This is a genomic window from Microcystis sp. LE19-8.1F (genome assembly GCF_027531715.1).
Classification (GTDB): Bacteria; Cyanobacteriota; Cyanobacteriia; order Cyanobacteriales; family Microcystaceae; genus Microcystis; species Microcystis wesenbergii_A.
Genome location: NZ_JAPZSO010000085.1, coordinates 17,420 through 43,977, shown reverse-complemented (window position 1 = coordinate 43,977; position 26,558 = coordinate 17,420). Strand labels below are relative to the sequence as shown.

Below are 26,558 nucleotides of genomic sequence, written 5' to 3'. Positions count from 1 at the left end.
GAACAAAAAAATTAGCTAGATACAATAACCCAAAATATCCTAAGAGTGCAGCAATTACCAAAAATCTGCCATCAATTTTTGATTGCTGTTTGAGCATTTTCCTAATCTGGAGATGTATTGAATTTACTATGTCCACTTTGTGCCTGCTGCTATTAAAGGATTGACTATCTGTCAATGACTTGAGTTCGGTATAAGACGCTCATTGCGCCGCTAAATGAAAGATTACATCCGGTCGCCATGAAGCGATTAAACGAGTCACTAACTCAGCCTCTCGAATATCCCCTAGATGGTGACTCAGATTCCGGGCTAAGTCTAACTGGTCAAATAAAGCGGGGGTGGTATTGGGAGCTAAACTGAGGCCTTTTACCTCTGCCCCCAAATGGAGTAACCAAAAAGCCCGCCAAGACCCCTTAAAGCCAGTATGACCAGCAATAAAGACCTTTTTGCCCAGCTAAAATGTTTCCTTTACCATATTTTCCATCTAGCTTGTCCAGTGTCATAAAGGTGATTGAGTATTTCCATTTCTCGGTAAGTATCCATACACTGCCAAAACCCATCATGCCTATAGACGGCGAGTTCTCCTAAAGCGGCTAGGGTTCTTAGGGGTTGTGCTTCAAAAGTCGTCGTATCTCCCTCAATTAAATCCAAAACCTTGCGATTTAAGACAAAATAACCCCCATTAATCCATCCTTCAGCCGTTTGGGGCTTTTCTTGGAATTGAGTGACTAAATTACCCTCAATGATTAACTCGCCAAAGCGAGAAGAAGGACGAACCGCCGTCATCGTGGCTAATTTCCCATGGGAGTAATGGAAATCCAACAGATCCGCAATATTCACATCACAAACCCCATCCCCATAGGTGGCTAAAAAGATCTCGCTTCCGCTTCTCTCTATGTAAGGGGTGAGACGTTTAAGACGGCCTCCGGTCATGGTTTCCTGTCCTGTATCAATTAACCAAATACGCCAGTCTTCCTCCTCGTGTCCACTATCGAGTTTGGTCACTTTTTTATTGCCTAACTCTAAGAGGACATCACTTTGATTCCAATCATAGCTAAAGAAATAGTCCCGGATTATTTCCCCTTTATACCCTAGACAGAGCATAAAGTCAGTTAAGCCATAGTGGGCATAGGTTTTCATGATATGCCAAATAATTGGCCGATTTCCGATGGCAATCATCGGCTTAGGTCGAAATTCGGTTTCTTCCCGCAGTCGGGTTCCTTTGCCACCACACAAGATAGCCACGGGAAGGTTAGACTTATAGTCCTTAACTGTTAAACTGACCGATTGTATTACCATTAGATTATATAGTGAAAGGTTTTTAGAGTGACATCATCTTATCGAGGCAGTTTAACACGGGATTCCCGATTGTGTCCAATATCATCTTAGGTACGAGACAAGCATAAAAGCAAATATTCTTAATTGTCGTTTTAATAAATAAAAGTGATGGAAGGCGAGGGGGTTTCCCAGCTTTGCATAAAGGGAATTTATGGATTTGAAAACAAAGAATATTTGTTTTTATTAAAGCCATTGCCTAGAGTGAAAACAGAGACTCAAAAAGATCACTCAAGGAGATCAAAAACGATGAAACCGACGCTACTGACAGCCTTCTGTCTATTGCTAATCACAATTTTTTCTTGCTTCCACCCTGCCATCGCTAAGGCCGTTACCCCCACTGACAGCGCACCGGCAAAAATTACTCTGGTCGAGCCGGCTGCCGCCGCGGATAATCTGCAAAAACTACAGGAAACTAACGCCTGTGTCGGTTGTGACTTTAACGGAATTAGCCTCAAAGATTTAAACTTGTCCTCGGCCAATCTAGAAGGAGCAAACCTCAGCCAAGCGGATCTAGAAAGAACAAACTTACAGGGTGCTAACCTCAAAGGGACTAATCTCCAGGGAGCCGACCTCGGCAAAACTCTCCTAGCGGGAGCCGATTTAAGCGGGGCCAATCTCTTAGGTGCAGATTTAGAAAAAGCCAACCTGCAAGGAGCAAACTTAACCAACGCCAATCTGCAAAAAGCTGACTTAGAGAAGGCCAATCTCACTAATGCTCGGTTAGACGGTGCTAACCTGCAAGATGCGGACGGTGAAGGCGCGATCGGTGTCGATCCCAATCTGTTCTAAAAAAGTTGGCGTTGCTGAATAAGGTATGAATGCCGGCCGCGCAGGTTCCCGTGCAAAAGTTAGTTTGGGTCTAGGTTTGAAAAATCCCACAAAAGAAGATTCAGACCTCAAATCAGCAACGTCCTTGCTTTTAAGTAAAAACGCGAGCATCCCGAGGACGAACATAAACTTGCTCCCCGACCTTGAGATGCAGTTGAGCCAGTTGTTCTCGATTCAGATGGGCAATCAGGAGAGAGCGATCCGGTAAAATTAATTCCACATCGATGGCCCAACCCAGATGGATAATGCGCTCGACTTTTGCCGCAATGCTAGACCCATTGGGAAAAGAGAGAATTTCTAGGTCGTGGGGACGAATAAAAATCTTGACTCCGTTAGTACCCCCTCCGAGCTGCCCGAATAGTGCAGCCGAGGTCGGTGGTACAACATTCACCCGGCCGATAAAACTCATCACAAAAGCAGAGGCAGGATGATCGTACACCTGATCGGGAGTTCCCACCTGTTCGATTTTACCCTCATTAAAAATTACGATCTCGTCGGCCACTTCCATGGCTTCCTCCTGGTCGTGGGTGACAAAAACACTGGTGACATGAACCTCCTCGTGTAACTGTCGCAACCAAACTCGTAGCTCTTTTCTAACTTTGGCATCCAAGGCCCCAAAAGGCTCATCTAATAATAATACTTCTGGTTCCACCGCTAAGGCCCGGGCTAGGGCAACCCGTTGACGTTGACCCCCGGATAGTTGGGCCGGATAGCGATCGCCTAATCCCTGCAATTGAATTAAACTCAAGAGATTGTCCACTCGTTTTTGAATGTAGTCCGGGGCAGCTTTGCGAATCTTTAAACCGAAAGCGATATTCTGACGCACCGTCAGGTGTTTAAAAAGCGCATAATGCTGAAAAACAAAGCCAATGTTCCTTTTTCTGACATTTAAATTGGTTGTGTCTTTGCCGTTGATGATAATTTTGCCTGTGTCGGGAGGTTCTAATCCTGCGATCGCTCTCAGGAGAGTGGTTTTTCCTGAACCGGACGGCCCCAGCAGTGCCACCAGACGATTCGATTTGATCTCTAGGTTGATGTTGTCTAAAGCAGTAAAGGTGCCGAATTTTTTCGATACTCGCTCGATGATGATGCTCACGGTAGCTAATCCTCTGGCAAAAAAATGTATAGGGTTTGACCGTATTTTAACCATGATTCAATCGCAATCGTATTAAAATACACTCACATTTTACAAGATAGCAAGAAAATTAAGTTTCGATTCGGAGATTACTGGTTGTAAACAGAGACTAAAAAGATTAAACAGCGATAAAAGCTTACTATTACTGTTTTTTGCTCTTTTAGTCGGTTCTAAAGGCTTAATTAACTAATTTTGTCCCTTAACCACCAGAAACACACCGGAGAAAAGAGACAACTGAGGCAAAAATGGACTATTCTTTATTGACAATATTTAGCTTTTTTATCGGAATTGTCGTGGGATTAACGGGAATTGGCGGTTCATCCTTGATTACACCCCTATTGATCTTTGTATTTCAGGTTCCCGCTACCACCGCAGTGGGTTCCGATGTGGTAGCGGCCGGGTTGATGAAAGTGGTCGGCACCGTTCGTCACTGGCAACAGCAAACGATCGAGTTAGAAGTGGTAAAATGGCTAGTAATTGGCAGTGTACCCGGTTCTCTGTTAGGATTAGTCGGTTTTCGCTATTTTCAGCAGAATAGCTCCCTCAATCTCGATCAATGGTTGCCTCCTATCATCGGCCTTGTCTTGATGATCGTGACTGTCCTAGCGGCCCTGGAACTACTAATCTCCTTATTTTTTCCCGATTTGTCCCCTTGGTCCTGGCCAAAATTAGATTTAACCACTCGCTCTGGTCAGATAAAAACAACGATATTAGGGGCAGTTTTAGGCTATTTGGTCGGTTTAACCAGTATTTCCAGTGGTTCCTTGTTTGCATTGGTCTTGATGACCTTTTTTCACCTTGATTCTCGCAAATTAGTCGGTACAGATCTATCGCAAGCGTCCATCCTCTTAACCTGTACTTCCATTGGTCATCTGGGATTAGGAACGGTAGATTGGAATCTGGTACTTCCCATCTGGTTGGGTGGAATACCGGGGGTAGTAGTGGGAGCAAGATTATCGGAATATTTCCCCAAAAATGCCCTAAAAATACTGCTTTATACTATTCTGGTCACGGTCAGTTGGCGCTTACTCCAACCAACCTAATCCCCAGAGTTCACTCGAAGGTCATCATACTACCCATCAACAGATCGGGACTGGTGGCGACAAAATAGATAATTCCCGCACCGAGAATAACGATCGCTAAACTAAATAGTAGCACCCATCGATCGGCTGGTTCGTAGGTATCTTCATCTATATCTCGTCTGACTGTAAAATAATGGGCTGTGGTCAAAAATACGGTCAATAAACCCACTAAAGCAAACATTAAGCCTAATTTCCAACCATAACCGGGCCTGGGAACCAGAGGAGGATGAAAGGCCCGTAAGCGCAGGATAACCATACCAAAACCCATTAATGCGATCGCCGTTCGCATCCAAGACAGATAGGTGCGTTCATTGGCCAGATGATCGCGGACTCGATTGGGATTGACTTTTTTCGGTTTAATGCTGGTCTTGCTTTCCGTCACTGGCGATTTGAGAAAAAATAACATGATCGAGATGGCTAGGGGGCGGTTTCAAGTTGACCGCTTGAAAAGATAAGATGATGTTATTCTATGGCACTTGAGTTATAGATGGTATTGAAAAAATCTAAAATCTCTTTTTAGATGTATTTGTATTGAATTAAAAATTAAATAGATTCTGCTTGCTGCTGGAGAAGCGCCCATCCATAGCTTAAGGATAAGGCCAAGAAAGCCAGGAGAAGACTTTCCTTGATCATAAACACACCCAAACCGATCAGCACACAGGGGACAAAGTGGCTGCCGTGACTGGTAATTAAATTAGCGATCGCCGGTAATTTAGTCAACTGATGAGCAGTAAAACACCAAACACCCACCAAGATCAGAAAAACGCTGACGATAGTGACTAAATTTGGCCAGGTATTACTAGCAAACAGCGGCAGATAAATGCCGATATTATCACTGCCATTGGCGATGGTAATTGCCGCCACAGCGCCGGTTTGAGGGGAAAACCAGGCCGCCAAAGGAGAAGACGGTGCTGATTCTACAGCCATCTCCACATTATTATCCGTCTCGGTTTCTTCTCGCTGCCAGAGACTCCTAATCCCGAAAATCACGGGTAACAGACCGAGAAAACGAATCCACTGAGCCGGAATCAAGAAACTCCCGAAAAAGCCGGTTAAACTCGCCAAAATCAGCAGTATAAAGCCTAAATACTGACCGATAACGATATGACGACGGCGAAAAAGTTTATTGACTTGGGCGAAAAGAATCGTCAAAATCAGGATGTCATCGAGATTAGTGGCAATAAACGCCGCTATTGCTGTGGATATGGCAGTAATCATGGTAGTCATAGGATTTTTTTCTTAATCGGCTCTTCTGGTCTCGATCGCCCTACTTCTACTCTAGAAAGAGCCATTAATAAAATCAAATATTCTTTCTTGTTGATTTAATAAATTAAAATGATGGAAAGACCAATAGAGACGGAAAAACTCCTTGCCATGGCCAGAATGACCCTAGATCAACTGGAAATCTTTCTAGCGACTGCTGAACATCTCCACTTCACCAAAGCAGCAGAAGCTTTATATATCACCCAACCGGCCGTCAGTGCCGCCATTGCCTCCCTAGAAAATGAATACGGGGTGAAATTATTCCATCGCGTCGGTCGTCATATCGAGATCACGGAAACAGGACGTTTACTGCAATTAGAAGCGCAACGCATTCTTACCCAGGTGACTTTGACAGAAAGGGGATTGGCGGAATTCAACGACTTGCAACGGGGAGAACTACAATTAGGGTCGAGTTTGACTATTGGTAACTATTGGCTGCCGGCAAAAATTAGCGATTTTCAGGAGCGCTATCCGGCAATTAAGATCAATTGCACCCTAGCTAATACGGAAGAAATCTGTCTGGGTACGGCTAACGGACGTTTTGACCTAGCATTAATCGAGGGAGAAGTCAAGAGTGATTTAACACATTGTTTAGAACAGGAGAGCGTCGGCAGCGATCGCCTATTAATTATTGTCGGACGTTCTCATCCCTGGTATAAAAGAGAAGCGATCGAATTGCCGGAATTAGTGGAAACCCCTTGGGTAATGCGAGAATCGGGATCGGGAACTCAACAAAGATTCGAGGAAGCGCTACGGAATTGGGGCATCGATTTACGGACATTAAAGGTGACTTTGCTGTTAAATACGGGAGAAATGGTGAAGGCAATCATCGAGAATAGTTCGGCAGCTGCCGGGATTTCCGAATTGATGGTTCAAAAGGAATTAGAATTAGGCACATTGCGATCGATTCGAGTCATCGATACTTCCGGTTTATCCCCTCGCTATCTCGAATTTACGCGCCCTTTTTTAAAAATAAAACACCGTCAGCGCTTTCAACCCCGCGTCTGTCAAGTTTTCGAGCAGATGTTGTAATCTGATAGAAGTCACCAAAAATTAAACCGAGAGAAAATAAAGCTATGTCAGGGAAATTATCTTTGGCAAAAAAGAGAGATTAGGGGTAGTGAATTGGAGGACTTGGGGACGATTTGTTTGAACAGAGTAGAGTGTACGTTTTTCAAGATAACTCGACCGACTTCTCTGCAACAAAAGGTGTTAGATTTATTAGGGGTTTCTTTAATTTGTACTCAGTAACGGGGCAGCAGAAATTCTCTTAATCCCTCCTCCGGCAAAAGTTGTCGCTTTTTGTCAACGGGGAAGTTCAGTAATATAGCCGACTTTGGTGGTTTCTTGTTCGGTGGATTTAGATGGGTTTAGTTGGCGCTTGAGGGTTGAAACTGTGGTGAAGAGGTCGAAGACGATTTGAGGCACGCTGTTAAATGTGATTGAATAGATGTCTAATGCACAGCTGTCAGGGTTGTGGGGTGAAGGCTATCAAAATTGCCTAGCTTACTTGGGAAGTAAGCCTCTCAGGGCAACCTATACAAAAAAGACCGATCGAGCTAGACTCGTAAAAAGATAACTCCATCTAGAAAGCTTACCCTAGACTGGAAAGAACGTCGGAAAAATCTCGTCAGAAATAGGAGTCAATCGAGTTTATGCCAGAGCTTGCTGTACCATTAGAGCTTGATTTCACTAGCGAAACCTATAAATCAGCCTATAGTCGCATTAATGCCATCGTTATTGAAGGCGAATACGAGGCCAATAGCAATTATATTCAATTAGCAGACATCCTTGCCGATAACAAAGAAGAGTTACACCGTCTGGCAAAAATGGAAAACCGTCACATGAAGGGTTTTCAAGCTTGCGGCCAAAATTTGCAAATCACTCCTGATATGGAGTATGCTCAAGAATTCTTTTCCTCTCTGCACGATAACTTCCAAATTGCCTACGCAGAAGGTAAAATCGTCACCTGTTTATTGATCCAATCTTTGATTATCGAAGCTTTTGCGATCGCTGCCTATAATATTTATATTCCTGTTGCCGATCCTTTTGCGCGTAAAATTACCGAAGGCGTAGTTAAAGACGAATATTTACATCTCAATTTTGGCGAAGAATGGCTAAAAGCGAACTTTGAAACCGCTAAAGAGGAATTAGAAGCGGCAAATCGCGCTAATCTTCCCATTGTCTGGAGAATGCTCAATCAAGTCGAGGATGATGCTCGCGTCCTCGGTATGGAAAAAGAGGCCCTCGTGGAAGACTTTATGATTAGCTACGGGGAAGCTTTAAGCAATATTGGTTTCAGCACCCGTGATATTATGCGGATGTCTGCCTACGGATTAACTGCTGTCTAAAGCTTGAGTCTCTAGATTTCCTTTTTTTCCCTGCTGCCGCTCAACACAGAGCGGCGCTTTTGTGTAATATATTTAAGAGTCTTAACGATTTCTTAGCAATATCCTCATTTTTATCTAGTGCCATCTAGTCTAACGAAAGAACAATCAATGTTTGGTCTTATAGGTCATCTTACCAGTTTAGAACACGCCCAATCGGTCGCCGACGATCTAGGTTATCCTGAATATGCTAACCAGGGATTAGATTTTTGGTGTGCTGCCCCCCCGCAAATTGTCGATGATTTTCATGTCACCAGCATCACGGGGCAAACCATCAGAGGGAAATATATCGAATCCTGTTTTTTACCGGAGATGTTGTCGAATCGTTGGGTAAAGTCTGCTATTCGTAAGGTGCTAAATGCCATGGCACTCGCTCAAAAAAGTGATATCAATATCACCGCACTCGGTGGTTTTTCTTCAATTATTTTCGAGGAATTTAATCTCAAAGATAATCGACAGGTGCGGAATATCGAGCTAGATTTTGGCCGTTTTACCACAGGTAACACCCACACCGCTTACGTCATCTGCACTCAGGTGGAAACCCTCGCTGAAAAAATGGGCATCGATTTAGCTCAATCTACCGTCGTGGTTTGCGGGGCAACCGGAGATATCGGCAGCGCCGTTTGTCGTTGGTTAAATGAAAAAACCGATACAAAAAAACTAATCTATGTGGCACGCAATCAAGAGCGTTTACAATCTCTCCAAGAGGAGTTAGGACGCGGTAAAATTCTTCCCCTAGAGGAGGCTTTACCCCTAGCTGATATCATTGTTTGGGTGGCTAGTATGCCTAAAGGGGTGGAAATTGATGTGGATAAACTCAAGCGCCCCTGTATTATTATTGATGGTGGTTATCCGAAAAATTTAGGCACGGTGTTAAATGCCCCCGATATTTCGGTGATTAAGGGCGGCATTGTCGAGCATTCCCTCGATATTGACTGGAAAATTATGAAAATCGTTAATATGGATATTCCCTCTCGTCAAATGTTTGCCTGTTTTGCCGAGGCGATTTTATTAGAGTTGGAGGGTTGGCAAACTAATTTTTCTTGGGGACGCAATCAAATTACCGTCCCTAAAATGGAACAAATCGGCGCAGCTTCCCGCAAACACGGTTTTCAACCTTTGTTATTTTAACTAATATCCCCAACCCCCCACCGACCAGGGAATTAGAAGTTTCAGGCGACAAATAATTAGGAGTGAGCGCTTGACTTTGACGGCGGCTTGGGTTATGATTGTTTCATAATGGGATGTTCGTGTTTAACACTGAATGCTTAGATTACCATTATAAATAAACTCTTTTAAAAATATTATCCCAAAATCTGCCCACAAAAGCCAGCCAAATTTTGCCATCAATTGTTAAATTTTGTTAAGAAAAATCCCAATAGTGGCAAGGTATAGGACTCCCTTCGCTGATCAGAGGTCTTTTGGGGGAATTATAGAGATGTGGTCCTGAATTTTAGCGCGTTCCCAGGTTCTACCTGGGAACGCTTTGTTGAGGTTCTACCTGAATACTACTTTAAGGCAGAGCCTTCGACTCATTGTTCGCTTACTCTTTTAAGGGAAGGGTTTTAAAATTGCTTTAACCTTTATCCTGTATGCTTTTTAGCGAATAAGGTAAGCAGAAAAGTGCCGAATGCGATCGCCAATTGACTCGCTCAAACCCTGATCAATTCGTTAACTTCCAAATGGTCTTTTTGTACTAATAAATATTCGAGTAGAACGCTCAATGCGTTTGCTAGACTGCATTTGAGACAATTTATCAAATTTTCGGTTCGAGAAATGAGCGAACGGTGAGTTTGAACTCTCAAAAATTAATTATGCAAGAAATCTAATAATAATAGGAGTGAGGGCTTGACTTTGCCGGCGGCTTGGGTTATGATTGTCTCATAATGGGATGTTTGTGTTTAATGGCAAGTGCTTAGATTACCATTATGAATAAACTCTTTTAAAAATATTATCCCAAAATCTGCCCACAAAAGCCAGCCAAATTTTGCCATCAATTGTTAAATTTTGTTAAGAAAAATCCTAAGAGTGGCAAGGGATAGGACTCCCTTCGCTGATTAGAGGTCTTTTGGGGGAATTATAGAGATGTGGGCCTGAATTTTAGCCTTCTAGCAAAGACGACAAAACCAATAAACCCTGACTAAATCTAGGGTTTGCGGCAAAAAGTTTGTCGTGGGATCTGGGGTGTAGGGTTTTACCGATCTCATCTGGTCAATTACTCAATTTTCAGGGAAAAAGTACCTGAAGTTTCCCCCTGATCACTCCCATGCCAGGCACTTTTGGATTTCAAAAAAGTCTAAAAGTCTTATCCAACAAGGTTTTTAGATTTGTTCAGCCAGCCCTAAATAATTAGGAGTGAGGGCTTGACTTTGACGGCGGCTTGGGTTATGATTGTCATATAATGGGATGGTCGTGTTTACCATTGAATGCTTAGATTACCATTATAAATAAACTCTTTTAAAAATATTATCCCAAAATCTCCAGACAAAAGCAAGCAAAATTTTGCCATCAATTGTTAAGTTTTGTTAAGAAAAATGGCAAGAGTGGCAAGGAAGAGAACTTCCTTAGCTGATCAGTCCGATATCCTTGATAGTTTCTCAGGGCTTTTGGGGTAATTCTAGAAGTGTGGGCCTGATTTTTAGCCTTCCAGCAAAGACGACAAAACCACTAAACCCTGACTAGAACTAGATTTTTTCCTGATGAAAACTTGGTTAGAAGATCGCGGTATTTTACCCGCTTACGGTGGTGGGGTAATCATTGGCATTACCCTCTGTTTTTTCGGAGCGGCGACTAATACCATGGCGGGATGGTTGTATGCTATCTGTGGCACGACGATCGCTGTTTTAATTTTATCGATAATTTTACCCCGTCGTTCCCTTCTTCCCCTGAAAGTGCGTCGTCTTGCCATTGTACCCGTAAGTGCGGGAGACGATCTTAGTATTAGCCTAGAGATAGAAAATACTAGCAATCAGCCGATAAATCTGTTAGAAGTGACAGATATGCTGCCTATAGTTCTCGATCAGCCAAAAATAACCCCAATAGAAGCGATTGCCCCCAAAAGTTGCCATCGTTGGACCTATTATTTACCCACCAGTAAACGGGGTATTTATCACTGGCAAGAAGTACAATTAAGAACAGCAGCCCCTCTCGGTTTATTTTGGTGTCGTCGTTGTAGTCAAGCAGCGGCTAAAGCTTTAGTTTATCCCCAAGTTTTACCCTTACAACAATGTCCCCTGATCGATTCCCTCGGTCAAGAGATGGAACAAAAATTAGAAAATAATCGCTATTATCAAAGGGCTAGTCAAGGACTTACCCGTAACCTGAGACAATATCGCCACGGGGATTCTACCCGTTTAATTCACTGGAAAACTAGCGCCCGTTTGGGAGAATTGCAAATTCGGGAATTAGAAGTGTTAACGGGAGGACAGGAAGTGATTATCTGTCTCGATACCCTCTGTGATTGGCAAGAAGACAGTTTTGAACGGGCGATTATTGCCGCTGCTTCCCTCTATTTTTATGCCCATCGTCGGCAATTAAATGTGAAACTCTGGACCGGTGAAACGGGTTTAATTCAGGGGGAAAGGGTCATTTTAGAGACTTTAGCCAGTATAGACGCAAAAGCTAGTCAAAAAAACGCCAATCTGCCTAATTTACCTGTAATTTGGTTGACAAGTAACTTCAATTCCATCGAACAACTCACCCCCGGCAGCCGTTGGTTATTTTTCCTCGCTGCCGATTCTAGGGAGAGTCCTTCACTCTTAATCCGACAGTTTAGCGGATTGGCGATCGAACCGGAAACTTCTCTACAACAACAATTGCAAAAACCCCCTCGTTGAGAAAATTTCCGTTCACAGTCTAGATTGAGAGGAAATTCTCCAGAAAAAAATACCGGTATCCCCGAAAAAGATGTTATGATGAAAAAGACTCGGACTCATGCGATCGCAACGCCTTAACCTTGTCAGGACCGGAAGGTAGCAGCAATACGGGATGCTTGTGACTGGCGTGATCTCCGGGTCTTTTTGTTGCCTGTGACGGTCGCTGTTGTGAACGCTTTCAAAACTTTTCGATCGCTTACTGCCGAGACTCGTAGTCAACTACTCTTCCTCTTCGTCACGGCGCTGTTTTTCTGGATAAGTATCACCACTCTCCTCCCCACTCTCCCCACCTATATTGACTCCCTAGGCGGTAGCAAACAAGATATCGGTTTTGTCATGGGGGCCTTTGCTATCGGTTTAATTTTATCGCGCAGTTGGTTAGGCAATCTAGTTGATCGCCGCAGTCGCCAATTAGTGGTTTTATTTGGAACTATTGTCGCCGCTACCGCACCCCTCGGTTATCTATTTTTTCGCGATCTTTCCTCTTTATTCGCCGTCCGCGCCTACCATGGCCTCAGTATCGCCGCTTTTACCACCGGTTACAGTACGCTAGTGGTGGATTTTTCCCCCGTTCGTCAACGGGGAGAGATAATTGGTTATATGAGCCTAACTGCACCCATAGGCATGGGAATCGGTCCAGCTTTAGGCAGTTATCTCTACGAATCGATCGGTTATAACGGTTTATTTCTAGTTTCCGCCACTTCGGGAGCGATCGCCTTTCTCCTGAGTTTCTCCATTCAAGAACCGGACTTCAAGAAAAAATTAGCCGAAATGAAGGCAGAAAATCAGACAATTGAGCGCAGTTTCTGGGCATTATGTCAAGAGCGAGCTTTTTTAGTCCCCACCTTAGTTTTTCTACTGGTGGGGACTTTATTCGGCGGTTTAGTCGCTTTTTTACCCCTGTTTCTCATCGAAAATCAGATCCCTTTCAGTGCTGGTCTATTCTACAGTTGTGCGGCACTATCGGGCGTAATCGGACGGATTTTGTCGGGAGGAGCCAGTGATCGCTATGGACGGGGTTTATTCATCACTATTAGCGTTTTTTGCTATGGTTTATCCATGTTGGTTCTATCTTCTGCCCGATCTTCCTCCGCTTTAATTTTAGCCGCTATCCTCGAAGGTACGGGAGGGGGGATTTTATTCCCTATGTTACTGGCTTTAATCTCCGATCGCTCTGGGCCCCAAGAACGCGGCCGGGCCTATTCTATCTGTATCGGCGGTTTTGATGTGGGAACAGCCTTAGCCGGTCCAATTCTGGGGGTTTTAGCAGTTTCCTACGAAACTATGTTTAGTTTATCGTCAGGATTAGCTGTTATCGCTCTCTTTCTCTTTTTTACTCTCTCTAACCCCACTATACGCCATTCTTTTCTCTTCGCTTTCGGTTTAGAAAAAGATCGTTATGCTCTGCGCGGACAATTACAATAAAGCTTACTGAAAAAGTTTTTCCTAGAGCAGGGTTATTTAATAGGTTTGAGGCTGAAAATTATCGGGAATATCTAATTCAAATACTTGGTCATGAATCCGAGCCACATAAAGCCCTTCTTGCAGAATTTTTTCGCGTAATTCTGGGGATAAATCAACCGCCGCTAATATGCCATAGAGTTTTTTATCCTTGTGTTCAGGAAAAAAGCGGCGAAACCGTTGCAAAATACTTTTTAATTGAGTAATATCTTCCTGTCTAGCATGACTTTTAACCTCAACGATATAAGCAGTATTTAGCTCACCATTGCTATAGGCAAGAACATCAATTTCTAGGTGTTGTCCTTCTTTACTGACTCGGACACTGGGACTGATAACCTCCATACCAAATTGTTGTCCGAGAATCGTTTCCATTGAAGGAAGGGCAAGTCCTTCGGTAAAGCTGCCGAATTTTGCACCGAGTCCCCCAATTTGTTTGCCCAGTTCTTTGAGTTGTTTGTCAGTTTCTTTCTGTTGTTGGGCGTTTTCCTTCTGTTGTTGACTAACTTCCTTCAATAGTAGTTCAGTCTCCTTCTGTTGTTGACTAACTTCCTTAAGTTGTCGGTCAGTTTCCTTGAGTTGTCGGTCAGTTTCTTTTTGAGCGGCAGTTAATTCGGCTAAGAGTCGCCATACGTCTTCGGATGTGGTTGCCATAAATAATTGTTTCCTTCCGATCTAGTCTATTGTTATTTTAGTCAATCGCGCCGATACTTCCTACTTTTTAACCTTCCATGCTCTCTTTTTTGTCCAGTACATCTTATAGGATTTTAGATGAGCTTACCCTGATAATCAATTATCGGCGGCAAGAATTGACTTTTTCTACCCCTAATTTATGACAATTTTAGGCACTTCCTCCCTTTGATGCACAAAAAAGATCGATTAAATTTCCGGTTAAACTGATAGGCTCTTCCCTTGCTCAGAAGTGGCAAAATGCCGCTCGATTAGGGAGGGGACATCTTGGGGAGCTACCTGATTATAATGCTTTTTATCGGGCATAACCACCAGATTCGGGCCTTTTTTGCACTGTTTTAAACAGCCAGTTAATTTAATATTCACCGCTTCTCCCAGTCCTTTTTCCTCTAAACCACTCTCTAACCTTTGGCAGACTCTCGCACCGCCATTTTTCCAACAATCGGACTTCTGACAGATTAAGACGGTGGCTTTTTGCGCTTTTGCCGGGGTGACTTCTGGGGTTTTTTCGCCGGATAAATGCTCAATCCCTAGTACCCTAAGTTTTAATTTTCCCTTTTTTGAACAAAGACTACTTTCTCCCGTCACTTTTAGCCATGAGTGGAGAGCAATATTAAGAGGTATGTGGTCTCGCAGTGTTTTTTCGGGCTTCAACCAATATTCCCGTTTATCAACACTGATTCTCAGGTATTTTACCTTATATCCGTCCTTGAGGACAAAACCGAGGAATTGACCGACCACTTGAAAGGGAACCATGGCAGTTGCAGATTTTGACATAATTTCTTACTTTTTACTCTCAGATTGCTAATTTTTCTCAAAGATTATGCTTGTCAACAGGTTTCCAGCCAAGCGATTAAACAGCCTCGAGAAACCCCTACCTGTCGCAGGACAATCCACAGCTGTAAAAGTTGAGCCGGTCCATCGATGCGAACCGGCAAAGGCTGATGGAGCGAGCATTTACCTTCAATGTCCAGGGCCTGCAGCCGGTGGTCAACCTGCCAGCGATCGCAAGCACTAAGATTGAATATTTTCTCACCTTCCGATGGCCATTTGTCTATACTCATGGAGCTTTTAATTGAGAACTATTAGCAATATAACTCTAGGCTGATGTTCTCAGTATAACCGACAACTGCAAATTATTGTCAATAACCCGAAGAAAAAAAGTTACCCGGTGACGGCGATCGGCTAAAATCTTGCTATCGTTGCCTTGTCCGCTTTGCCGACAGGAATCCCTACCGCCTACAATTGTCAAAGAGATAAAAATGGAGATAACAAGATTTATTAACGAAAATTATGGATAAAAAAGCTCAAAAAACCGATAATTCAGCAATTCTCTATTTTGATGGTGGTTCTCGCGGCAATCCGGGGAGAGCAGCGGGTGCAGCGGTAATAGTTTTAGCCGAGGGTAATTCCTTGACTACGACTAGATATATGGAGATAGCCACTAATAACGAGGCCGAATACACGGGATTGATTATTGGATTGGAAAAAGCCCAAGAATTAGGCTTAAAAAGCCTAGAAATTCGTGGAGATAGTCAATTAGTCATCAATCAAGTTAAGGGAGACTGGAAGGTAAAAAGCGATAGTTTACGTCCCTTTTATCAGCGTGCTTGTCAATTAGTCGCCCGATTTGATCGCATTAGCTGGTGCTGGATTGAACGAGCTAAAAATAGTGTGGCTGACGCTGCTGCTAATCATTGTATGGATGCGGCGAAAAAATCGCCAGAAAAACCGAAGGAAGGCGAAACTAATCTCGATATTCTGCTCCAATCCCTGAAACCAATCCTCAATACCGAAGAATTCGTTTTCTCTTCCCTAACAGCAACAGGACTAGAACAGCTACAATTAACCCCTATCTGCCAATTTCAGGAAGAGGAAGGCATAACGGTGATTATTCCCCGTCAGCAGGCTGATCGCACAGGATTACAGTACAAATATATTTATAGACAAATTACTCTTTCTGTGCATTCTAGTTTAGCGGCGGTGGGATTTTTAGCGGTGATTAGTGAGAAACTGTCCGAAGCGGCAATTAGCGTCAATGTCATTTCCGGTTATTATCACGATCATTTATTTATCCCTAGGGATAGGGTGACAGAAGCGATGGCTATTCTCGAAGAAATTAGCCGCTCATAACAGTTATCAGTTATCAGTTATCAGTTATCAGTTAGCAGTTAGCAGATGTGAGTTTTCAATTCACTCATTACTGTTTACTGTTCACTGAAAAAACAGGATTTATTGTTATTTGCCCTCCTCTGAGGAATTTTTCACCGTTTCTTCTAGGAAAACTACCGGTTCTTTTTCCCGTTGCTGCGAGCGGATGATATCGATGGTACTTTTCAGCACACTAGCGATGGGAACTGCTATCAATAAACCGAGAATTCCTGCCACTTTGCCCCCGATAAAAAGAGATAGAATAATCCAGACGGGATTAAGTCCGATCATACCTCCCATTAACCGAGGGGCGATGACATTATCATTAATTTGACCCACAATAATGGTCAGGGTCAAAACTTTTAACCCTAACCAAAAATCTTGAAACATCAGTAGGGTACTAATGCCAATAATGGTAAAGGCACTGGCAAAAGGAATTAATGTAGTTAGACCGATCGCCACCCCGAATAATAGGGCATAATCAACCTTGAGAACCACAAAAACAAAAATTTGAGCAAGGCTGAGAATTCCCGCTAAAATGGTTTGACCAGCAAAATAGGTTTCAAAAGTTTGACGAATAATCGTTCTTAATTTGAAATTCCAGGGAGCAGGAATCCAGCTAAAAATTCCCTCCCAAATTTGTTCGCCATAGAGAACCAGAAAGACAGTTAGAACCAGAACAAAGAGAATGTTTAGGATACTGTTGATAGTTCCCAGCACAAAGCTGAGTAATTGCGTGCTAAGAGTTTGTAAAACATTGGTTAGTCGTTCCGATAACTGGGTGATTGATTGCTCGATATAAATCGCATATTTCTGAGTTTTATCCCACTTTTCTAAATTTTGTATCTGTTCGGTTCCCGACTCGATCCACTGGGGCAAACTATTGATTAAACTGCTTAATTGCTCGACAATCTGGGGAATTAAAATTAAACCTAAAACAATCAAAATTAATAGGGCAATTAAAAAGACAATAGCGATCGAACCACTGCGATTAACCCCGCGTCTTTGCAGCAGTTTGATGGGAACATCTAAGACAAAAGCTAGTAAACTAGCAGTGACAAAAATACTGACTAAGGGTTCTAGATAGCTAAATAATTGGAATAATAACCAACCATTGAGAAATAAGAGCGGAAAAACTAGACTTAGCCGCAACCAACGAGGTAGTTGCTTAAAAAGCTCTATCATTAGACCTCTTGTAAAAATCAAAAATTGTTGTTAGGGTTAGGAGTCAGTAGTCAGTAGTCAGTAGTCAGGAGAATTAAGGCTCTTCGTTACTTGGTATGGTTCGATAGGGTGGCATAAATCGACTAAATCCTTGTCTGGCAAAAGATTTAATTGATTAGTTCGCTCTAGATCGAAAAAAATTGACAAAAATCGCCAAGTGCCTTTCTCTATAAGAGTTTCATTCCCTATAACCCTGTCCGTTGCATAAGACAAACCGAAGAGCCAGAATTAAGAATGAATAATAATCAATTAAACGGTCTATTTCCAGATTTTATGTAATTTAATCCTTGTTTTTGCCGTTTTTGAACCCTCAAAAATTAATTATGCAAGAGGTTTATTAATTTTGTCCTGAGAGAGTATCGAGGTAAAAAGAGACTTTTCTAACTAGAAATCCCCTTTCAATTTACCATCTCCTCGTTACTTTTTTGGTTCCAGTAACCCTGAAACTCTTATCCTAACTGTATGGAGCTAAGCGGATTCGAACCGCTGACCCCCTCAATGCCATTGAGGTGCTCTACCAACTGAGCTATAACCCCTTGAAGACCATTTTTGAATATAGCTTAAATAGAATCATTTTGTCAAGGGGGGACGAGAAAAAAATTTGTCACTCAAAAGGCGATCGCTGATAAGACAATGGTAAAACAATCGCCCCCATTTAGACAGGAGCCGGAATTTGGGTTAAATAGGTTAAACAGTGACCCATGAGGAAATAAACTACTAACATAGCCGCTGCCGCTGCTGCCACCAAGGTTCCCGCCAGCATCAAGGAAAACTCTTGCTTGTCGAACGCTTGCTGCATCAGATGCAATGACCAAGCCACAAGACCGAGGTCAAAGATGAGAATCGGAACTAACATATTTTAAATTTTGTTAACTTTCCTCTATTCTAATACATAATTTTCCCTGGGGATAATCGGAGGGAAGTTAAAAACAGGGATTTTTTGCCGGTTTCTCGATCAAGGCTGTCAGCCCTCAGCCATTAGCTTTCAGTAATAAGCTGCCCGGGAATTTAAATTGCTTGTTGACATAAGGCAAGAGGCAAGCGGCAAGAGGCAAGCGGCAACAGTAAGCGGTTAAAATGTGTCTTAGCTTAGGTCTAAACCTTGCTATTCTTGGGTTTAAGCCTGAAGAAATCCTTATCCCGGAAAAGCGACTCAATCACTAGATTAAGTTCTGCAAATCTGTCCCTCATTTTCGGGCTAACGCACGGGGACCTGTTGATTTTGCAGATAATTTTTAACCTCAGCGATGGTTAATTGACCATAATGGAGCAAAGAAGCCAATAAAGCCGCTTCTGCCCGCCCTTCCGTCAATGCTTCGTAAATATGCTGACAATTACCTGCTCCTCCCGAAGCAATCACAGGAATCTCCACCCTTTCCGCGATCGCTTTTGTCAAGGCCAGATCGTAACCCGCTTGCGTGCCGTCAGCATCCATACTGGTAACTAACAACTCACCCGCCCCGCGTTTTTCCACTTCTTGCGCCCATAATAAAGCATCAATACCCGTATTTTCGCGTCCACCCCGAACATAAACCTCCCAACCGGGGTTATGCACATCCTTACGTCGTCTAGCATCGATCGCCACCACAAGGCACTGTTTCCCAAAGCGATCGCTGGCTCGATCGAGCAATTCCGGCTCGCGCACGGCAGCCGAGTTAATGCTGACTTTATCGGCCCCGGCTCTTAACAAATTTTTAATATTTTCTAAGGATTGGATACCGCCACCCACGGTCAGAGGAATAAAAACCTGTTCCGCCGTACGATAGACTACATCAATAATCGTGTCGCGATCTTCATGGGTAGCAGTAATATCAAGAAAAACCAACTCATCGGCCCCTGCCTGATTATACAAGCGGGCCAACTCCACGGGGTCGCCAGCATCCTGAAGATTGACGAAATTAACTCCTTTAACTACCCGACCTTTATTGACATCCAAACAAGGCAAAATCCGCTTCGCTAACATATCCTAGACTCTTGATTGTAACAATGGCCATCAAACGATCGCACAATTCCCCCCCGGCTGCCGAGGAAAATCTGCTCACTCCCAATCCCACTATAGAAGAAACGGAAAAAGCAGAAGCGCAGATTCGTCCGCAATCCCTAGAGGATTATATCGGTCAACAGGACTTAAAGGCTAATCTAAAAGTCACCATCGCCGCGGCCAAAGCTAGACAAGAAGCGATCGATCATTTGCTCTTCTACGGACCGCCGGGGTTAGGAAAAACCACCATGGCTTTAATTTTAGCGGCTGAGATGGGAGTAAATTGCCGCATTACTGCCGCCCCCGCTTTAGAGCGTCCCCGGGACATTACCGGCATCCTGATCAATCTTCAACCCCGGGATATTCTTTTTATCGACGAAATTCATCGACTGAATCGGGTAACGGAGGAGTTATTATACCCAGCGATGGAGGATTATCGGCTGGATGTGACGATTGGCAAGGGTCAAGCGGCAAAAATTCGCAGTATTTCCTTACCTCCCTTTACTTTAATCGGTGCTACTACCAAAGTTGGCTCTTTAACTTCGCCTTTGCGCGACCGTTTTGGCATGATTCAACGTCTGCGCTTCTATACAGTCGAGGAATTGACCACAATTATTCTCCGAAGTGCCACTATTTTTAATATTCCCATGACTGAAGCGGGTGCGATCGAAATTGCCCGTCGCGGTCGGGGAACTCCACGCATTGCCAATCGTTTATTAAAACGGGTGCGCGACTATGTGCAGGTGAAGGGAGAAACTATGATTACCCCCCAGTTAGCCGCTGAGGGATTAAATCAATTAAATGTGGATTCTATGGGTTTAGATTGGACCGATCGATTAGTATTAAAGACGATGATCGAACAGTTTCAAGGCAGACCCGTGGGATTGGAAGCGGTAGCGGCAGCCACGGGAGAAGATGCCAAGACGATCGAGGAGGTGTATGAGCCTTATTTATTACAAATAGGTTATCTTAATCGTACTGCCCGGGGTCGCGTGGTGACGGCTGCCGCCTACGAACATTTAGGTTTACTGGCAAAATTGCCAAAAAATAATTATCAAAGTTTGCCTTTGTTTGAGTTGTAATTGTCTAGCTGTTAACTAGGTTAAAGATGGCATAGCCAACGCATAATTGAAACCAGTGGATTATCATTGGTTAAGTTAGGGGCATTGGTGAGTTTTTTCGTCTCTAATTGCTGATAAATTTCCCTAGCCATTTTTGTTTCAATAGCAGTGCTGATAAAAAAAGTATAAGGATGCTTAGATATTTTTCTAAAAGCATCATCAATTCTCTGCAAAGCAGTACGAGCAGTTTTCCAATGTTCATCTGCTCCCGCGGGATCAATCCCACCTTTCAATTCTCCCAAAGCAATGTATAAATCAGGAGATTGTCAGGTTTGTTTCAATCCCTAAGCGAGGGAGAGGAATGTAAAGATTTATTAAATTGTAGCGTAGGATACTTTGACCCCACTAAACAGTATTGGCTATTCTGCTAGATTGAATTGCACGGAGTTTTTCAACGCAAACCATCTTGATCCAATCCTGACGATTCATGTTCTGCAATTGACACTCTACATCTATGCTTCGTAGTAATTCCGGGGGAAAATCAAGATTAATCTGTTGCTTAACCTGAAAATTACCTGTGAAATGCTCAGAGACATCTTTCCCTAGATGTGCTTGTTGAGCAATTTCCTCAATATCTTTAATTTCAGTTGACTGTTTCCTCATAGCTTTTGCGCTCCTGTTTAGTTGATTTCCAAGCGGTGACAACCCAAATGTAATCACCGACTTCATCGACTCTGTATTCTACGATGAATGTTGTTAACGTTCCGCCCGCAAAGCCAACAATTCGATATTGTTCTGGCTGCTCAGAGCGTTGGTCTTCGATGTAAGGTTTGTAAAGCAGATCGTTTAACCGAGTGAAGTCAATGTCACGTTCTGTTAAAACTCGCTGTCGTTTGGCTTCATCCCATTGAATACCCATGAGACACCCGAAATCAATGGAGAAAAATTGTTTTCACCCACTCTATGCTAACCTATCGCTTCCGAAGGCGAGGGACTAAGGGGAGAGGAATGTAAAGATTTATTAAATTGTAGCTTTTGATACAACGGGGGGGGGAGAAGTGTGTATGATTTTCGGCGTTTATCTTAAAACCACTAAAAAATGAAATTTGTTTCACTGTTATCCATCACTGCGCTCACAAGCAGTATCCTCATCGCGACCCCCCAAGCGAAAGCAGCAGTAGTTTTCCTTGACTTGAATACCTTTACCGCTGGGGGACCAGGCACAGGAACATTCGCGGGAACCCTAGGGGGAGTCAACGTTACAGGTTCTATACTCGCTGGTGGCGGACCTAACTTTACGATTGCAGGTATTAACCCAACAAGTTGGGAAGGAACAACAATCGATAATACTACCCCTCAATACAGCTACAGCAGCATCTATACTCCATCCCAAAGTTTAGGTGATCGGGTAGGTTATACAATGGTTAATCAGACTGGCCAGACTGCGACTTTAAAGATTCAGTTTAGCTCGCCCGTGACCAATCCCACCTTTCACGTTGCCAACCTTGACGGGATGATCTATGATTTCTCCGATCCCAGCAATGGTTCGATCGCACTCAATTTACTGAGCGGTAACGGTGGTGGCGGCGATGGCTTAACAGTCGATACCACGAACAAAATCATCGCCGATGCGAATCCGTTGACTGGCGTTGGTCTTCCTCCCTCCACTACCCCTCCGACTACTGGTGCTCGTTCCGCTTACGGTTCTGTGGAGTTATTGGGGACTTTTTCCGCCTTGAACATCAAGCTAAGGGGAAATCCTAGCCTAACACTTGCTGGGGATGGTGGAAGCTTTATTCTTAGCCTGAAGACACAGATTCCACCAGTTCCCGAACCCACCTCAACTCTCGGTCTCCTAGCCCTCGGCACCCTCGGCGCAGCTTCAACCCTCAAGCGCAAACTCAAACCATAAAAGTAGGCTAAATTGCCCACCGAAAATACTATAAATGCCCCTTCATTCAGTCAGTTGAGGGGGTTTTATTTTTTTGCTTTATTAACTTGATTAAATACCTTAAGAATCGAGGGCAATTGCACTATAGCAAAATGACAAAACCTTCCTGAGTAAAATGTTTATCATGGGTCAATATCTCGATAATTTCCAGTTCTCGCATCGTCTGCATAGAGATACAATCAATGAGACTATATTCTTTGTCAGGACGATTTTGGTAAAGAGTTAGACCCGCTAAAAATGATTCATGAGTTTGGTGGATTACCTGAATATTGGGGTTTTTTATTATTCCTTGAACAAGTTGACAAGCACGCTGTCTCATCTGACTCCCGTAAGCTGAAAAAAAAGTCAAAGTCTCTGCTAAAACTTCTTCAGTTGTCACGAGACAAAATTGTTCTAAGGTGCGAGTAATAGCAATTACTTGACCGTGCCAATTATCTCTAGGATTGATGGATGCTGTCCAATAAAATGTATCAGCAAAGATAGTTCTCATGAATCGCTTTTAGGAATACCATAGATATAGTGGTCATGTTCTTGTGCGCCGTCCCTCGGCAAATTGTTGATTTCTGTTTCGGTCATGCCGGCTGTAATATTTTCAAAAAGTTCGAGAAGCGATTGGGCCGTTGTCTTGCTGGATTCTTCTTCCTGTTGATGCCAATGGGATTGGATGGCTTGTTTTATAGCATCAATGACTGAATCTAAAGAATTTCCTTCTGCTATATATCCTGTAATTTCAGGACTGTAAGCAGAATATCTTCCTTCTCTCTTTTCTATTTCAATACTGACTTTTGATTTCATCGCTCACCTGTTTAAATTAAATGAATATCTTAACTCAATTGTAATTTGTAGGAATGGAGATTGGCCAACTGCGTGAATCGCCAGTCGAGAAATGTAAAGATTTATTAAATTGTAGCTTTTGATACAACAGGGTGGGAGAAGTGTGTATATTTGTCGGCGTTTATCTTATAGTCATTTCAGATAAGTCTGATACACTCTAGACCAGTTAAACTCTTATGGACTCTGGCATTGATATTCTCAATCTTAATTGAAATGACTATATTGTAATTTTATTCCATAACGGAAGTTAATTACAGCAGTTATCTTAATGGTGAAATAACTTCTTTATTTGAGTTGTAGTTTTCTAGCTGTTAACTAGGTTAAAGATGGCATAGCCAACGCATAATTGAAACCAGTAGATTATCATTGGTTAAGTTAGGGGCATTGGTGAGTTTTTTCGTCTCTAATTGCTGATAAATTTCCCTAGCCATTTTAAGGTTCTTGCTTCTGCAATTAAAGGAGTAGCTCTCTGATTTTTTTCTAAGGCTAGAGCAATAAATCCTGAACGGATAGCTTCATAGGTAGTCTCCAAATCACAACTTTGGTTTAAATGCAAGAGATAGGGTTTTTCCATTAAGGCTTTCTCCACACATAAATACATTTTCTTAAAGATTCTCTACCATGACATCCCATTTGCTGACTACTATTACCTTTTCCCTGAGGAACTACTAAAATATTTTCTACTTTAAATCCAATTTCTTCGGCAATTTTTGACAAAATTAAATCTACAGAAATACTAGCCCCCGCATAGCGCACGTTATCATTAATCATACAGAAAATACCCGAGGATTTCATAACCCGAAAGCATTCATAAATTAGACAAGACATTTCCAGAAAATACCCCCTAATCATCCGAGGAATACCATGGTTATTTAAGGCCTTGCTTGATTTTAATTCCTCTAAATAATCCAGGACACTTTCTAATAATTTTTGACGATCAGTTATGGCAATGGCTGGCGACCAATGTTCACTTATTTTTAGTAACTCTTTGGGTTTATTTTCAACAGTGCAACTAAGCATTTGTTGACGTAATTGTTTTAATTGTAGTTGATCTATTCCCAACAGAGCCAATTCCAAAGCGTAGATACGAGTATAATCATAGCGATTACAATAAGGAGGAGAAGTAATAATAGAATCGTATTTTTCTGAGGAAATCTCTGGCAAAATCTCAAGACAAGAACCTTGATATAGTTGAATTTTTCCCTGAGGATAATCTCTAGAAAAAAGTTCCAATTGTTGCTGACTAGGCTCTAAATCTGCGAGAATTTCTCGTAACTTGCTATGTAGGGCAATTTTAAAGTCTAAAATTTCCCCTTTGTCAAATATATTTTTGCCCTGTTGTTTACCAGAACGATAATCCCAACGGAGGTATTGACCATCTTTTCTAGTATAGCTAATTGATTCGAGAATAGAAAGTAAGGCAAATTTTAAGATCGCTTGCACTCGCTCATTCTCTTGGGCAATCAACCCTAAGTAACTTTCTATACAAGCCTGATTTTCTTGGGGATATGCTCCTTGAGTAATTGGTAATTCTAATAACTTAACTTTGTAATCTACCTGTTGCCAAAGGCTATGGTTAGACCAGTACTCTAGACGATGTATATCATCACTATTTAAGCCATTTTCTAAAATTTGTCTAGTAATAATTAATTCCTGTCCAATCGGCAATAGTTCTATTCCATCTGCTGATAAACCCCTGGCCGCCGCCGCAAACAAAGTTGTTCCGCTGCCGGCGAAAAGGTCTAGTATTTTTCCTTGTTTGATACCATATTTTTCTAGAAGATAAACTATCAGATCAACGGAAAAACCCTCTTTATATTTATACCAGCGATAAACCGGTTGGTTCTTATTACCTTGAAAACTCACTAGGGTACGAGATAATTGCTCAGAATAAAGTAATTTTTCTTGAAAATAATTAAATAATTCTCGATCAAGATTGTTAATTTCTAACAATCTTTCTGCTAGATTAACTGAACTATTAATCATTTAGGTTTACTGGCGAAATTGCCGAAAAATAATTATCAGAGTTTATCTTTATTTGAGGGGTAATTTTAATCGGTGGGGAAAGGGCGATACTTAAGTAGCTGGTTATAATTAAATTGAAGATAGATTTTAGGTTCGATCCCCCCTTAATCCCCCCTTGATAAGGGGGGAACTGATCGTTTTTAACACCTACCTACTTAAGGGTTAATTCTCGCACCGATTCCCCTAGATTTAATCTCAATCCCCTAGACAAATACCCAAACCCCTGGCGGTTTTGACTAAAGTTTCTTCGGGATCGACGACGCGATAGGTTTTAATCGCCTCCTCAATGGGAACACTGACCACTTGCCGATTTTGCCAGGCCACCATGCGATCGAATTCTCCCTGGGCGATCAGATCCACGGCCGCCACGCCAAAAGCCGCCCCCAGTAAGCGATCCATCGGAGAAGGAATACCCCCCCGTTGAATGTGGCCCAGGAAAGTCACTCTCGTTTCGGCCCCGGTTTCCCTGGCAACTTCTTCGGCTAAATAGCGACCGATACCCCCGAGACGATCTTCCCCTAGGGCTTCCTTTTGCACTAGGCGATTGCCAGTTTCGGTACGCACAGCCTCGGAGACAATAATCAGAGAAAACTGTTTATCCAGACGCTGCCGTTGCCGGATCTTCTCGCAGATCTTCTCTAATCGGTAGGGAATTTCGGGAATGAGAATGATATGGGCCCCCCCCGCAATACCGGCAGCCAGGGCGATATGGCCGGCATCTCTACCCATAACTTCTAGAATCATCACCCGGTTATGACTAGCGGCGGTAAAATGGAGGCGATCGAGGGCCTCTGTGGCGATATTAGTAGCTGTATCGAAGCCGATGGAGACTTCTGTAGCTCCCACATCATTATCGATGGTTTTGGGGATACCAATCAGATTAATGCCTCCCTGTTGGGCAATACGGCGCAAAATCGCCAGACTACCATCGCCACCGATGCCGATCAGGGCATCCAGTCCCAGACTATGATAGCCGTCGATGATTTCCTGAGAGCGATCGATCAGGGTTCCATCCGGCATCGGGAAAGCGAAGGGATCCCCTTTATTGGTAGTACCGAGAATTGTTCCTCCCATCACCAACAGGCGATCGACTCCTTCAATATCAAAGATAGTGGTTTTGGGGGGACGGCTAACTAATCCGTTCGTTGCTTCTCGAATACCCACCACTTCCCAGCCATAATTGCCACTGGCATGGTGGACAACGGCACGAATGGCGGCATTTAAACCCGCACAGTCGCCACCACTGGTGAGAATTCCAATTCGTTTTTTTTCACCCAT

At 43.0% G+C, this 26,558-nt stretch carries 30 protein-coding genes, 1 tRNA gene, 1 other RNA gene and 1 pseudogene; 11 read left to right on the top strand and 22 right to left on the bottom strand.

The features are described from left to right. Window positions 1–199 precede the first annotated feature (199 nt). Together O9334_RS09410 and rfbF are read right to left on the bottom strand one after the other, a co-directional pair. Window positions 200–433: a GDP-mannose 4,6-dehydratase gene (locus tag O9334_RS09410; RefSeq protein ID WP_274518330.1), complete on the bottom strand. Its 234-nt coding sequence runs from the start codon at window positions 431–433 to the stop codon at window positions 200–202. A 32-nt stretch (window positions 434–465) separates the two neighbouring features. Then, window positions 466–1,296, bottom strand: coding sequence for a glucose-1-phosphate cytidylyltransferase (gene rfbF, locus O9334_RS09405; RefSeq protein WP_045358465.1), 831 nt, complete (start codon window positions 1,294–1,296; stop codon window positions 466–468). Between the two features lie 285 nt (window positions 1,297–1,581). Between rfbF and O9334_RS09400 the strand changes: the two genes are divergently transcribed. Continuing rightward, window positions 1,582–2,124, top strand: coding sequence for a pentapeptide repeat-containing protein (locus tag O9334_RS09400; RefSeq protein ID WP_045358466.1), 543 nt, complete (start codon window positions 1,582–1,584; stop codon window positions 2,122–2,124). Between the two features lie 130 nt (window positions 2,125–2,254). Here O9334_RS09400 and O9334_RS09395 read toward each other — a convergent pair whose 3' ends face one another. Beyond that, entirely contained in the window at window positions 2,255–3,259 is a 1,005-nt protein-coding gene (locus O9334_RS09395; protein WP_045358467.1) for a sulfate/molybdate ABC transporter ATP-binding protein, read from the bottom strand. A gap of 284 nt (window positions 3,260–3,543) precedes the next feature. On the opposite strand from O9334_RS09395, the gene O9334_RS09390 reads away from it, so the two are divergent. Then, complete coding sequence (locus O9334_RS09390) at window positions 3,544–4,341, top strand: sulfite exporter TauE/SafE family protein (RefSeq protein ID WP_045358468.1); 798 nt, start codon at window positions 3,544–3,546, stop codon at window positions 4,339–4,341. A gap of 10 nt (window positions 4,342–4,351) precedes the next feature. Here the strand turns inward: O9334_RS09390 and O9334_RS09385 are convergent, their stop codons facing one another. Together O9334_RS09385 and O9334_RS09380 are read right to left on the bottom strand one after the other, a co-directional pair. Further along, a complete protein-coding gene (locus O9334_RS09385) occupies window positions 4,352–4,786 on the bottom strand; it encodes a YidH family protein (RefSeq protein ID WP_002762666.1) in 435 nt (144 codons plus the stop codon). 137 nt (window positions 4,787–4,923) lie between these two features. Next, entirely contained in the window at window positions 4,924–5,607 is a 684-nt protein-coding gene (locus O9334_RS09380; RefSeq protein ID WP_045358469.1) for a cadmium resistance transporter, read from the bottom strand. A gap of 147 nt (window positions 5,608–5,754) precedes the next feature. Here O9334_RS09380 and O9334_RS09375 point away from each other — a divergent pair, with 147 nt between their 5' ends. The 6 genes from O9334_RS09375 (at window position 5,755) to O9334_RS09350 (ending at window position 13,330) form a co-directional block, all read left to right on the top strand. Then, window positions 5,755–6,675 (top strand): LysR substrate-binding domain-containing protein, encoded by a 921-nt coding sequence (locus tag O9334_RS09375; RefSeq protein ID WP_287999989.1) that lies wholly within the window; start codon window positions 5,755–5,757, stop codon window positions 6,673–6,675. Between the two features lie 623 nt (window positions 6,676–7,298). Continuing rightward, on the top strand, window positions 7,299–7,994 hold the full coding sequence (locus O9334_RS09370) for an aldehyde oxygenase (deformylating) (RefSeq protein WP_045358471.1): 696 nt from the start codon (window positions 7,299–7,301) through the stop codon (window positions 7,992–7,994). 147 nt (window positions 7,995–8,141) lie between these two features. Continuing rightward, complete coding sequence (locus O9334_RS09365) at window positions 8,142–9,161, top strand: long-chain acyl-[acyl-carrier-protein] reductase (protein ID WP_045358472.1); 1,020 nt, start codon at window positions 8,142–8,144, stop codon at window positions 9,159–9,161. Window positions 9,162–10,729: 1,568 nt separating this feature from the next. Further along, window positions 10,730–11,866 (top strand): DUF58 domain-containing protein, encoded by a 1,137-nt coding sequence (locus tag O9334_RS09360; RefSeq protein WP_190380586.1) that lies wholly within the window; start codon window positions 10,730–10,732, stop codon window positions 11,864–11,866. A gap of 86 nt (window positions 11,867–11,952) precedes the next feature. Beyond that, an RNA gene (ffs, locus tag O9334_RS09355) (signal recognition particle sRNA small type) lies at window positions 11,953–12,049 on the top strand. A 9-nt stretch (window positions 12,050–12,058) separates the two neighbouring features. Then, window positions 12,059–13,330 (top strand): MFS transporter, encoded by a 1,272-nt coding sequence (locus tag O9334_RS09350; RefSeq protein ID WP_287999984.1) that lies wholly within the window; start codon window positions 12,059–12,061, stop codon window positions 13,328–13,330. 36 nt (window positions 13,331–13,366) lie between these two features. On the opposite strand, the gene O9334_RS09345 is transcribed toward O9334_RS09350, so the two are convergent. The 3 genes from O9334_RS09345 to O9334_RS09335 form a co-directional block, all read right to left on the bottom strand. Then, entirely contained in the window at window positions 13,367–14,017 is a 651-nt protein-coding gene (locus tag O9334_RS09345) for a DUF3782 domain-containing protein (RefSeq protein WP_287999982.1), read from the bottom strand. 237 nt (window positions 14,018–14,254) lie between these two features. Then, a complete protein-coding gene (locus O9334_RS09340; RefSeq protein WP_287999980.1) occupies window positions 14,255–14,830 on the bottom strand; it encodes a (2Fe-2S) ferredoxin domain-containing protein in 576 nt (191 codons plus the stop codon). A 53-nt stretch (window positions 14,831–14,883) separates the two neighbouring features. Beyond that, window positions 14,884–15,117 (bottom strand): Asr1405/Asl0597 family protein, encoded by a 234-nt coding sequence (locus O9334_RS09335; RefSeq protein WP_287999978.1) that lies wholly within the window; start codon window positions 15,115–15,117, stop codon window positions 14,884–14,886. 229 nt (window positions 15,118–15,346) lie between these two features. Here O9334_RS09335 and O9334_RS09330 point away from each other — a divergent pair, with 229 nt between their 5' ends. Then, on the top strand, window positions 15,347–16,186 hold the full coding sequence (locus O9334_RS09330; protein WP_287999976.1) for a reverse transcriptase-like protein: 840 nt from the start codon (window positions 15,347–15,349) through the stop codon (window positions 16,184–16,186). Window positions 16,187–16,291: 105 nt separating this feature from the next. Here O9334_RS09330 and O9334_RS09325 read toward each other — a convergent pair whose 3' ends face one another. From O9334_RS09325 to hisF, 5 genes are all read right to left on the bottom strand, one after another. Beyond that, the gene (locus O9334_RS09325; RefSeq protein WP_045358485.1) at window positions 16,292–17,389 is read right to left on the bottom strand and encodes an AI-2E family transporter; all 1,098 of its coding nucleotides are present in this window, start codon (window positions 17,387–17,389) and stop codon (window positions 16,292–16,294) included. Between the two features lie 57 nt (window positions 17,390–17,446). After that, window positions 17,447–17,641 carry a hypothetical protein gene (locus O9334_RS23135; protein ID WP_072024799.1) on the bottom strand — a complete coding sequence of 65 codons (195 nt, stop codon included), beginning with the start codon at window positions 17,639–17,641 and terminating at the stop codon, window positions 17,447–17,449. A gap of 250 nt (window positions 17,642–17,891) precedes the next feature. Beyond that, window positions 17,892–17,964: transfer RNA gene (locus O9334_RS09320), tRNA-Ala, on the bottom strand. Window positions 17,965–18,083: 119 nt separating this feature from the next. Then, window positions 18,084–18,284: a hypothetical protein gene (locus O9334_RS09315; protein ID WP_002796074.1), complete on the bottom strand. Its 201-nt coding sequence runs from the start codon at window positions 18,282–18,284 to the stop codon at window positions 18,084–18,086. A gap of 342 nt (window positions 18,285–18,626) precedes the next feature. Then, window positions 18,627–19,391 carry an imidazole glycerol phosphate synthase subunit HisF gene (gene hisF / locus O9334_RS09310; RefSeq protein WP_045358486.1) on the bottom strand — a complete coding sequence of 255 codons (765 nt, stop codon included), beginning with the start codon at window positions 19,389–19,391 and terminating at the stop codon, window positions 18,627–18,629. Window positions 19,392–19,414: 23 nt separating this feature from the next. Between hisF and ruvB the strand changes: the two genes are divergently transcribed. Next, window positions 19,415–20,491: a Holliday junction branch migration DNA helicase RuvB gene (gene ruvB, locus O9334_RS09305; protein WP_045358487.1), complete on the top strand. Its 1,077-nt coding sequence runs from the start codon at window positions 19,415–19,417 to the stop codon at window positions 20,489–20,491. A gap of 20 nt (window positions 20,492–20,511) precedes the next feature. Here ruvB and O9334_RS09300 read toward each other — a convergent pair. The 3 genes and pseudogenes from O9334_RS09300 to O9334_RS09290 all read right to left on the bottom strand — a co-directional run. Then, window positions 20,512–20,796: pseudogene (locus O9334_RS09300) on the bottom strand (AvaI/BsoBI family type II restriction endonuclease); the annotation flags it as partial. Window positions 20,797–20,875: 79 nt separating this feature from the next. After that, a complete protein-coding gene (locus O9334_RS09295; RefSeq protein ID WP_079209336.1) occupies window positions 20,876–21,133 on the bottom strand; it encodes a hypothetical protein in 258 nt (85 codons plus the stop codon). Next, window positions 21,114–21,389: a BrnT family toxin gene (locus O9334_RS09290; RefSeq protein WP_287999972.1), complete on the bottom strand. Its 276-nt coding sequence runs from the start codon at window positions 21,387–21,389 to the stop codon at window positions 21,114–21,116. Before O9334_RS09290 ends, O9334_RS09295 begins: the two co-directional genes overlap by 20 nt. Window positions 21,390–21,569: 180 nt before the next feature. On the opposite strand from O9334_RS09290, the gene O9334_RS09285 reads away from it, so the two are divergent. Then, the gene (locus tag O9334_RS09285) at window positions 21,570–22,382 is read left to right on the top strand and encodes a PEP-CTERM sorting domain-containing protein (protein ID WP_287999970.1); all 813 of its coding nucleotides are present in this window, start codon (window positions 21,570–21,572) and stop codon (window positions 22,380–22,382) included. A gap of 121 nt (window positions 22,383–22,503) precedes the next feature. On the opposite strand, the gene O9334_RS09280 is transcribed toward O9334_RS09285, so the two are convergent. The 6 genes from O9334_RS09280 to O9334_RS09260 all read right to left on the bottom strand — a co-directional run bounded on the left by O9334_RS09280 (window position 22,504) and on the right by O9334_RS09260 (window position 26,558). Next, the gene (locus tag O9334_RS09280) at window positions 22,504–22,911 is read right to left on the bottom strand and encodes a type II toxin-antitoxin system VapC family toxin (RefSeq protein WP_079209337.1); all 408 of its coding nucleotides are present in this window, start codon (window positions 22,909–22,911) and stop codon (window positions 22,504–22,506) included. Then, entirely contained in the window at window positions 22,908–23,216 is a 309-nt protein-coding gene (locus tag O9334_RS09275; protein ID WP_287999968.1) for a type II toxin-antitoxin system HicB family antitoxin, read from the bottom strand. Before O9334_RS09275 ends, O9334_RS09280 begins: the two co-directional genes overlap by 4 nt. A 359-nt stretch (window positions 23,217–23,575) precedes the next feature. Beyond that, a complete protein-coding gene (locus tag O9334_RS22860) occupies window positions 23,576–23,686 on the bottom strand; it encodes an AvaI/BsoBI family type II restriction endonuclease (RefSeq protein WP_353737883.1) in 111 nt (36 codons plus the stop codon). Further along, window positions 23,659–23,829: an AvaI/BsoBI family type II restriction endonuclease gene (locus O9334_RS09270; protein WP_287999966.1), complete on the bottom strand. Its 171-nt coding sequence runs from the start codon at window positions 23,827–23,829 to the stop codon at window positions 23,659–23,661. Before O9334_RS09270 ends, O9334_RS22860 begins: the two co-directional genes overlap by 28 nt. Continuing rightward, window positions 23,829–25,241 (bottom strand): class I SAM-dependent methyltransferase, encoded by a 1,413-nt coding sequence (locus O9334_RS09265; RefSeq protein WP_287999964.1) that lies wholly within the window; start codon window positions 25,239–25,241, stop codon window positions 23,829–23,831. Before O9334_RS09265 ends, O9334_RS09270 begins: the two co-directional genes overlap by 1 nt. 234 nt (window positions 25,242–25,475) lie before the next feature. Then, window positions 25,476–26,558, bottom strand: a complete 1,083-nt coding sequence (locus O9334_RS09260; protein ID WP_045358489.1) for an ATP-dependent 6-phosphofructokinase — start codon at window positions 26,556–26,558, stop codon at window positions 25,476–25,478.

Coding starts and splice junctions, on each gene's coding strand:
- O9334_RS09275 (WP_287999968.1), bottom strand. CDS start 23,216: ATGAAATCAAAAGTCAGTATTGAAATAGAAAAGAGAGAAGGAAGATAT.
- O9334_RS09270 (WP_287999966.1), bottom strand. CDS start 23,829: ATGGAAAAACCCTATCTCTTGCATTTAAACCAAAGTTGTGATTTGGAG.
- O9334_RS09360 (WP_190380586.1), top strand. CDS start 10,730: ATGAAAACTTGGTTAGAAGATCGCGGTATTTTACCCGCTTACGGTGGT.
- O9334_RS09290 (WP_287999972.1), bottom strand. CDS start 21,389: ATGGGTATTCAATGGGATGAAGCCAAACGACAGCGAGTTTTAACAGAA.
- O9334_RS09385 (WP_002762666.1), bottom strand. CDS start 4,786: ATGTTATTTTTTCTCAAATCGCCAGTGACGGAAAGCAAGACCAGCATT.
- O9334_RS09325 (WP_045358485.1), bottom strand. CDS start 17,389: ATGATAGAGCTTTTTAAGCAACTACCTCGTTGGTTGCGGCTAAGTCTA.
- O9334_RS09365 (WP_045358472.1), top strand. CDS start 8,142: ATGTTTGGTCTTATAGGTCATCTTACCAGTTTAGAACACGCCCAATCG.
- O9334_RS09315 (WP_002796074.1), bottom strand. CDS start 18,284: ATGTTAGTTCCGATTCTCATCTTTGACCTCGGTCTTGTGGCTTGGTCA.
- O9334_RS09400 (WP_045358466.1), top strand. CDS start 1,582: ATGAAACCGACGCTACTGACAGCCTTCTGTCTATTGCTAATCACAATT.
- O9334_RS09375 (WP_287999989.1), top strand. CDS start 5,755: ATGGCCAGAATGACCCTAGATCAACTGGAAATCTTTCTAGCGACTGCT.
- O9334_RS09335 (WP_287999978.1), bottom strand. CDS start 15,117: ATGAGTATAGACAAATGGCCATCGGAAGGTGAGAAAATATTCAATCTT.
- O9334_RS09330 (WP_287999976.1), top strand. CDS start 15,347: ATGGATAAAAAAGCTCAAAAAACCGATAATTCAGCAATTCTCTATTTT.
- O9334_RS09390 (WP_045358468.1), top strand. CDS start 3,544: ATGGACTATTCTTTATTGACAATATTTAGCTTTTTTATCGGAATTGTC.
- O9334_RS09340 (WP_287999980.1), bottom strand. CDS start 14,830: ATGTCAAAATCTGCAACTGCCATGGTTCCCTTTCAAGTGGTCGGTCAA.
- O9334_RS09280 (WP_079209337.1), bottom strand. CDS start 22,911: ATGAGAACTATCTTTGCTGATACATTTTATTGGACAGCATCCATCAAT.
- O9334_RS09370 (WP_045358471.1), top strand. CDS start 7,299: ATGCCAGAGCTTGCTGTACCATTAGAGCTTGATTTCACTAGCGAAACC.
- O9334_RS22860 (WP_353737883.1), bottom strand. CDS start 23,686: ATGGCTAGGGAAATTTATCAGCAATTAGAGACGAAAAAACTCACCAAT.
- O9334_RS09345 (WP_287999982.1), bottom strand. CDS start 14,017: ATGGCAACCACATCCGAAGACGTATGGCGACTCTTAGCCGAATTAACT.
- hisF (WP_045358486.1), bottom strand. CDS start 19,391: ATGTTAGCGAAGCGGATTTTGCCTTGTTTGGATGTCAATAAAGGTCGG.
- rfbF (WP_045358465.1), bottom strand. CDS start 1,296: ATGGTAATACAATCGGTCAGTTTAACAGTTAAGGACTATAAGTCTAAC.
- O9334_RS09265 (WP_287999964.1), bottom strand. CDS start 25,241: ATGATTAATAGTTCAGTTAATCTAGCAGAAAGATTGTTAGAAATTAAC.
- ruvB (WP_045358487.1), top strand. CDS start 19,415: ATGGCCATCAAACGATCGCACAATTCCCCCCCGGCTGCCGAGGAAAAT.
- O9334_RS09260 (WP_045358489.1), bottom strand. CDS start 26,558: ATGGGTGAAAAAAAACGAATTGGAATTCTCACCAGTGGTGGCGACTGT.
- O9334_RS09380 (WP_045358469.1), bottom strand. CDS start 5,607: ATGACTACCATGATTACTGCCATATCCACAGCAATAGCGGCGTTTATT.
- O9334_RS09295 (WP_079209336.1), bottom strand. CDS start 21,133: ATGAGGAAACAGTCAACTGAAATTAAAGATATTGAGGAAATTGCTCAA.
- O9334_RS09285 (WP_287999970.1), top strand. CDS start 21,570: ATGAAATTTGTTTCACTGTTATCCATCACTGCGCTCACAAGCAGTATC.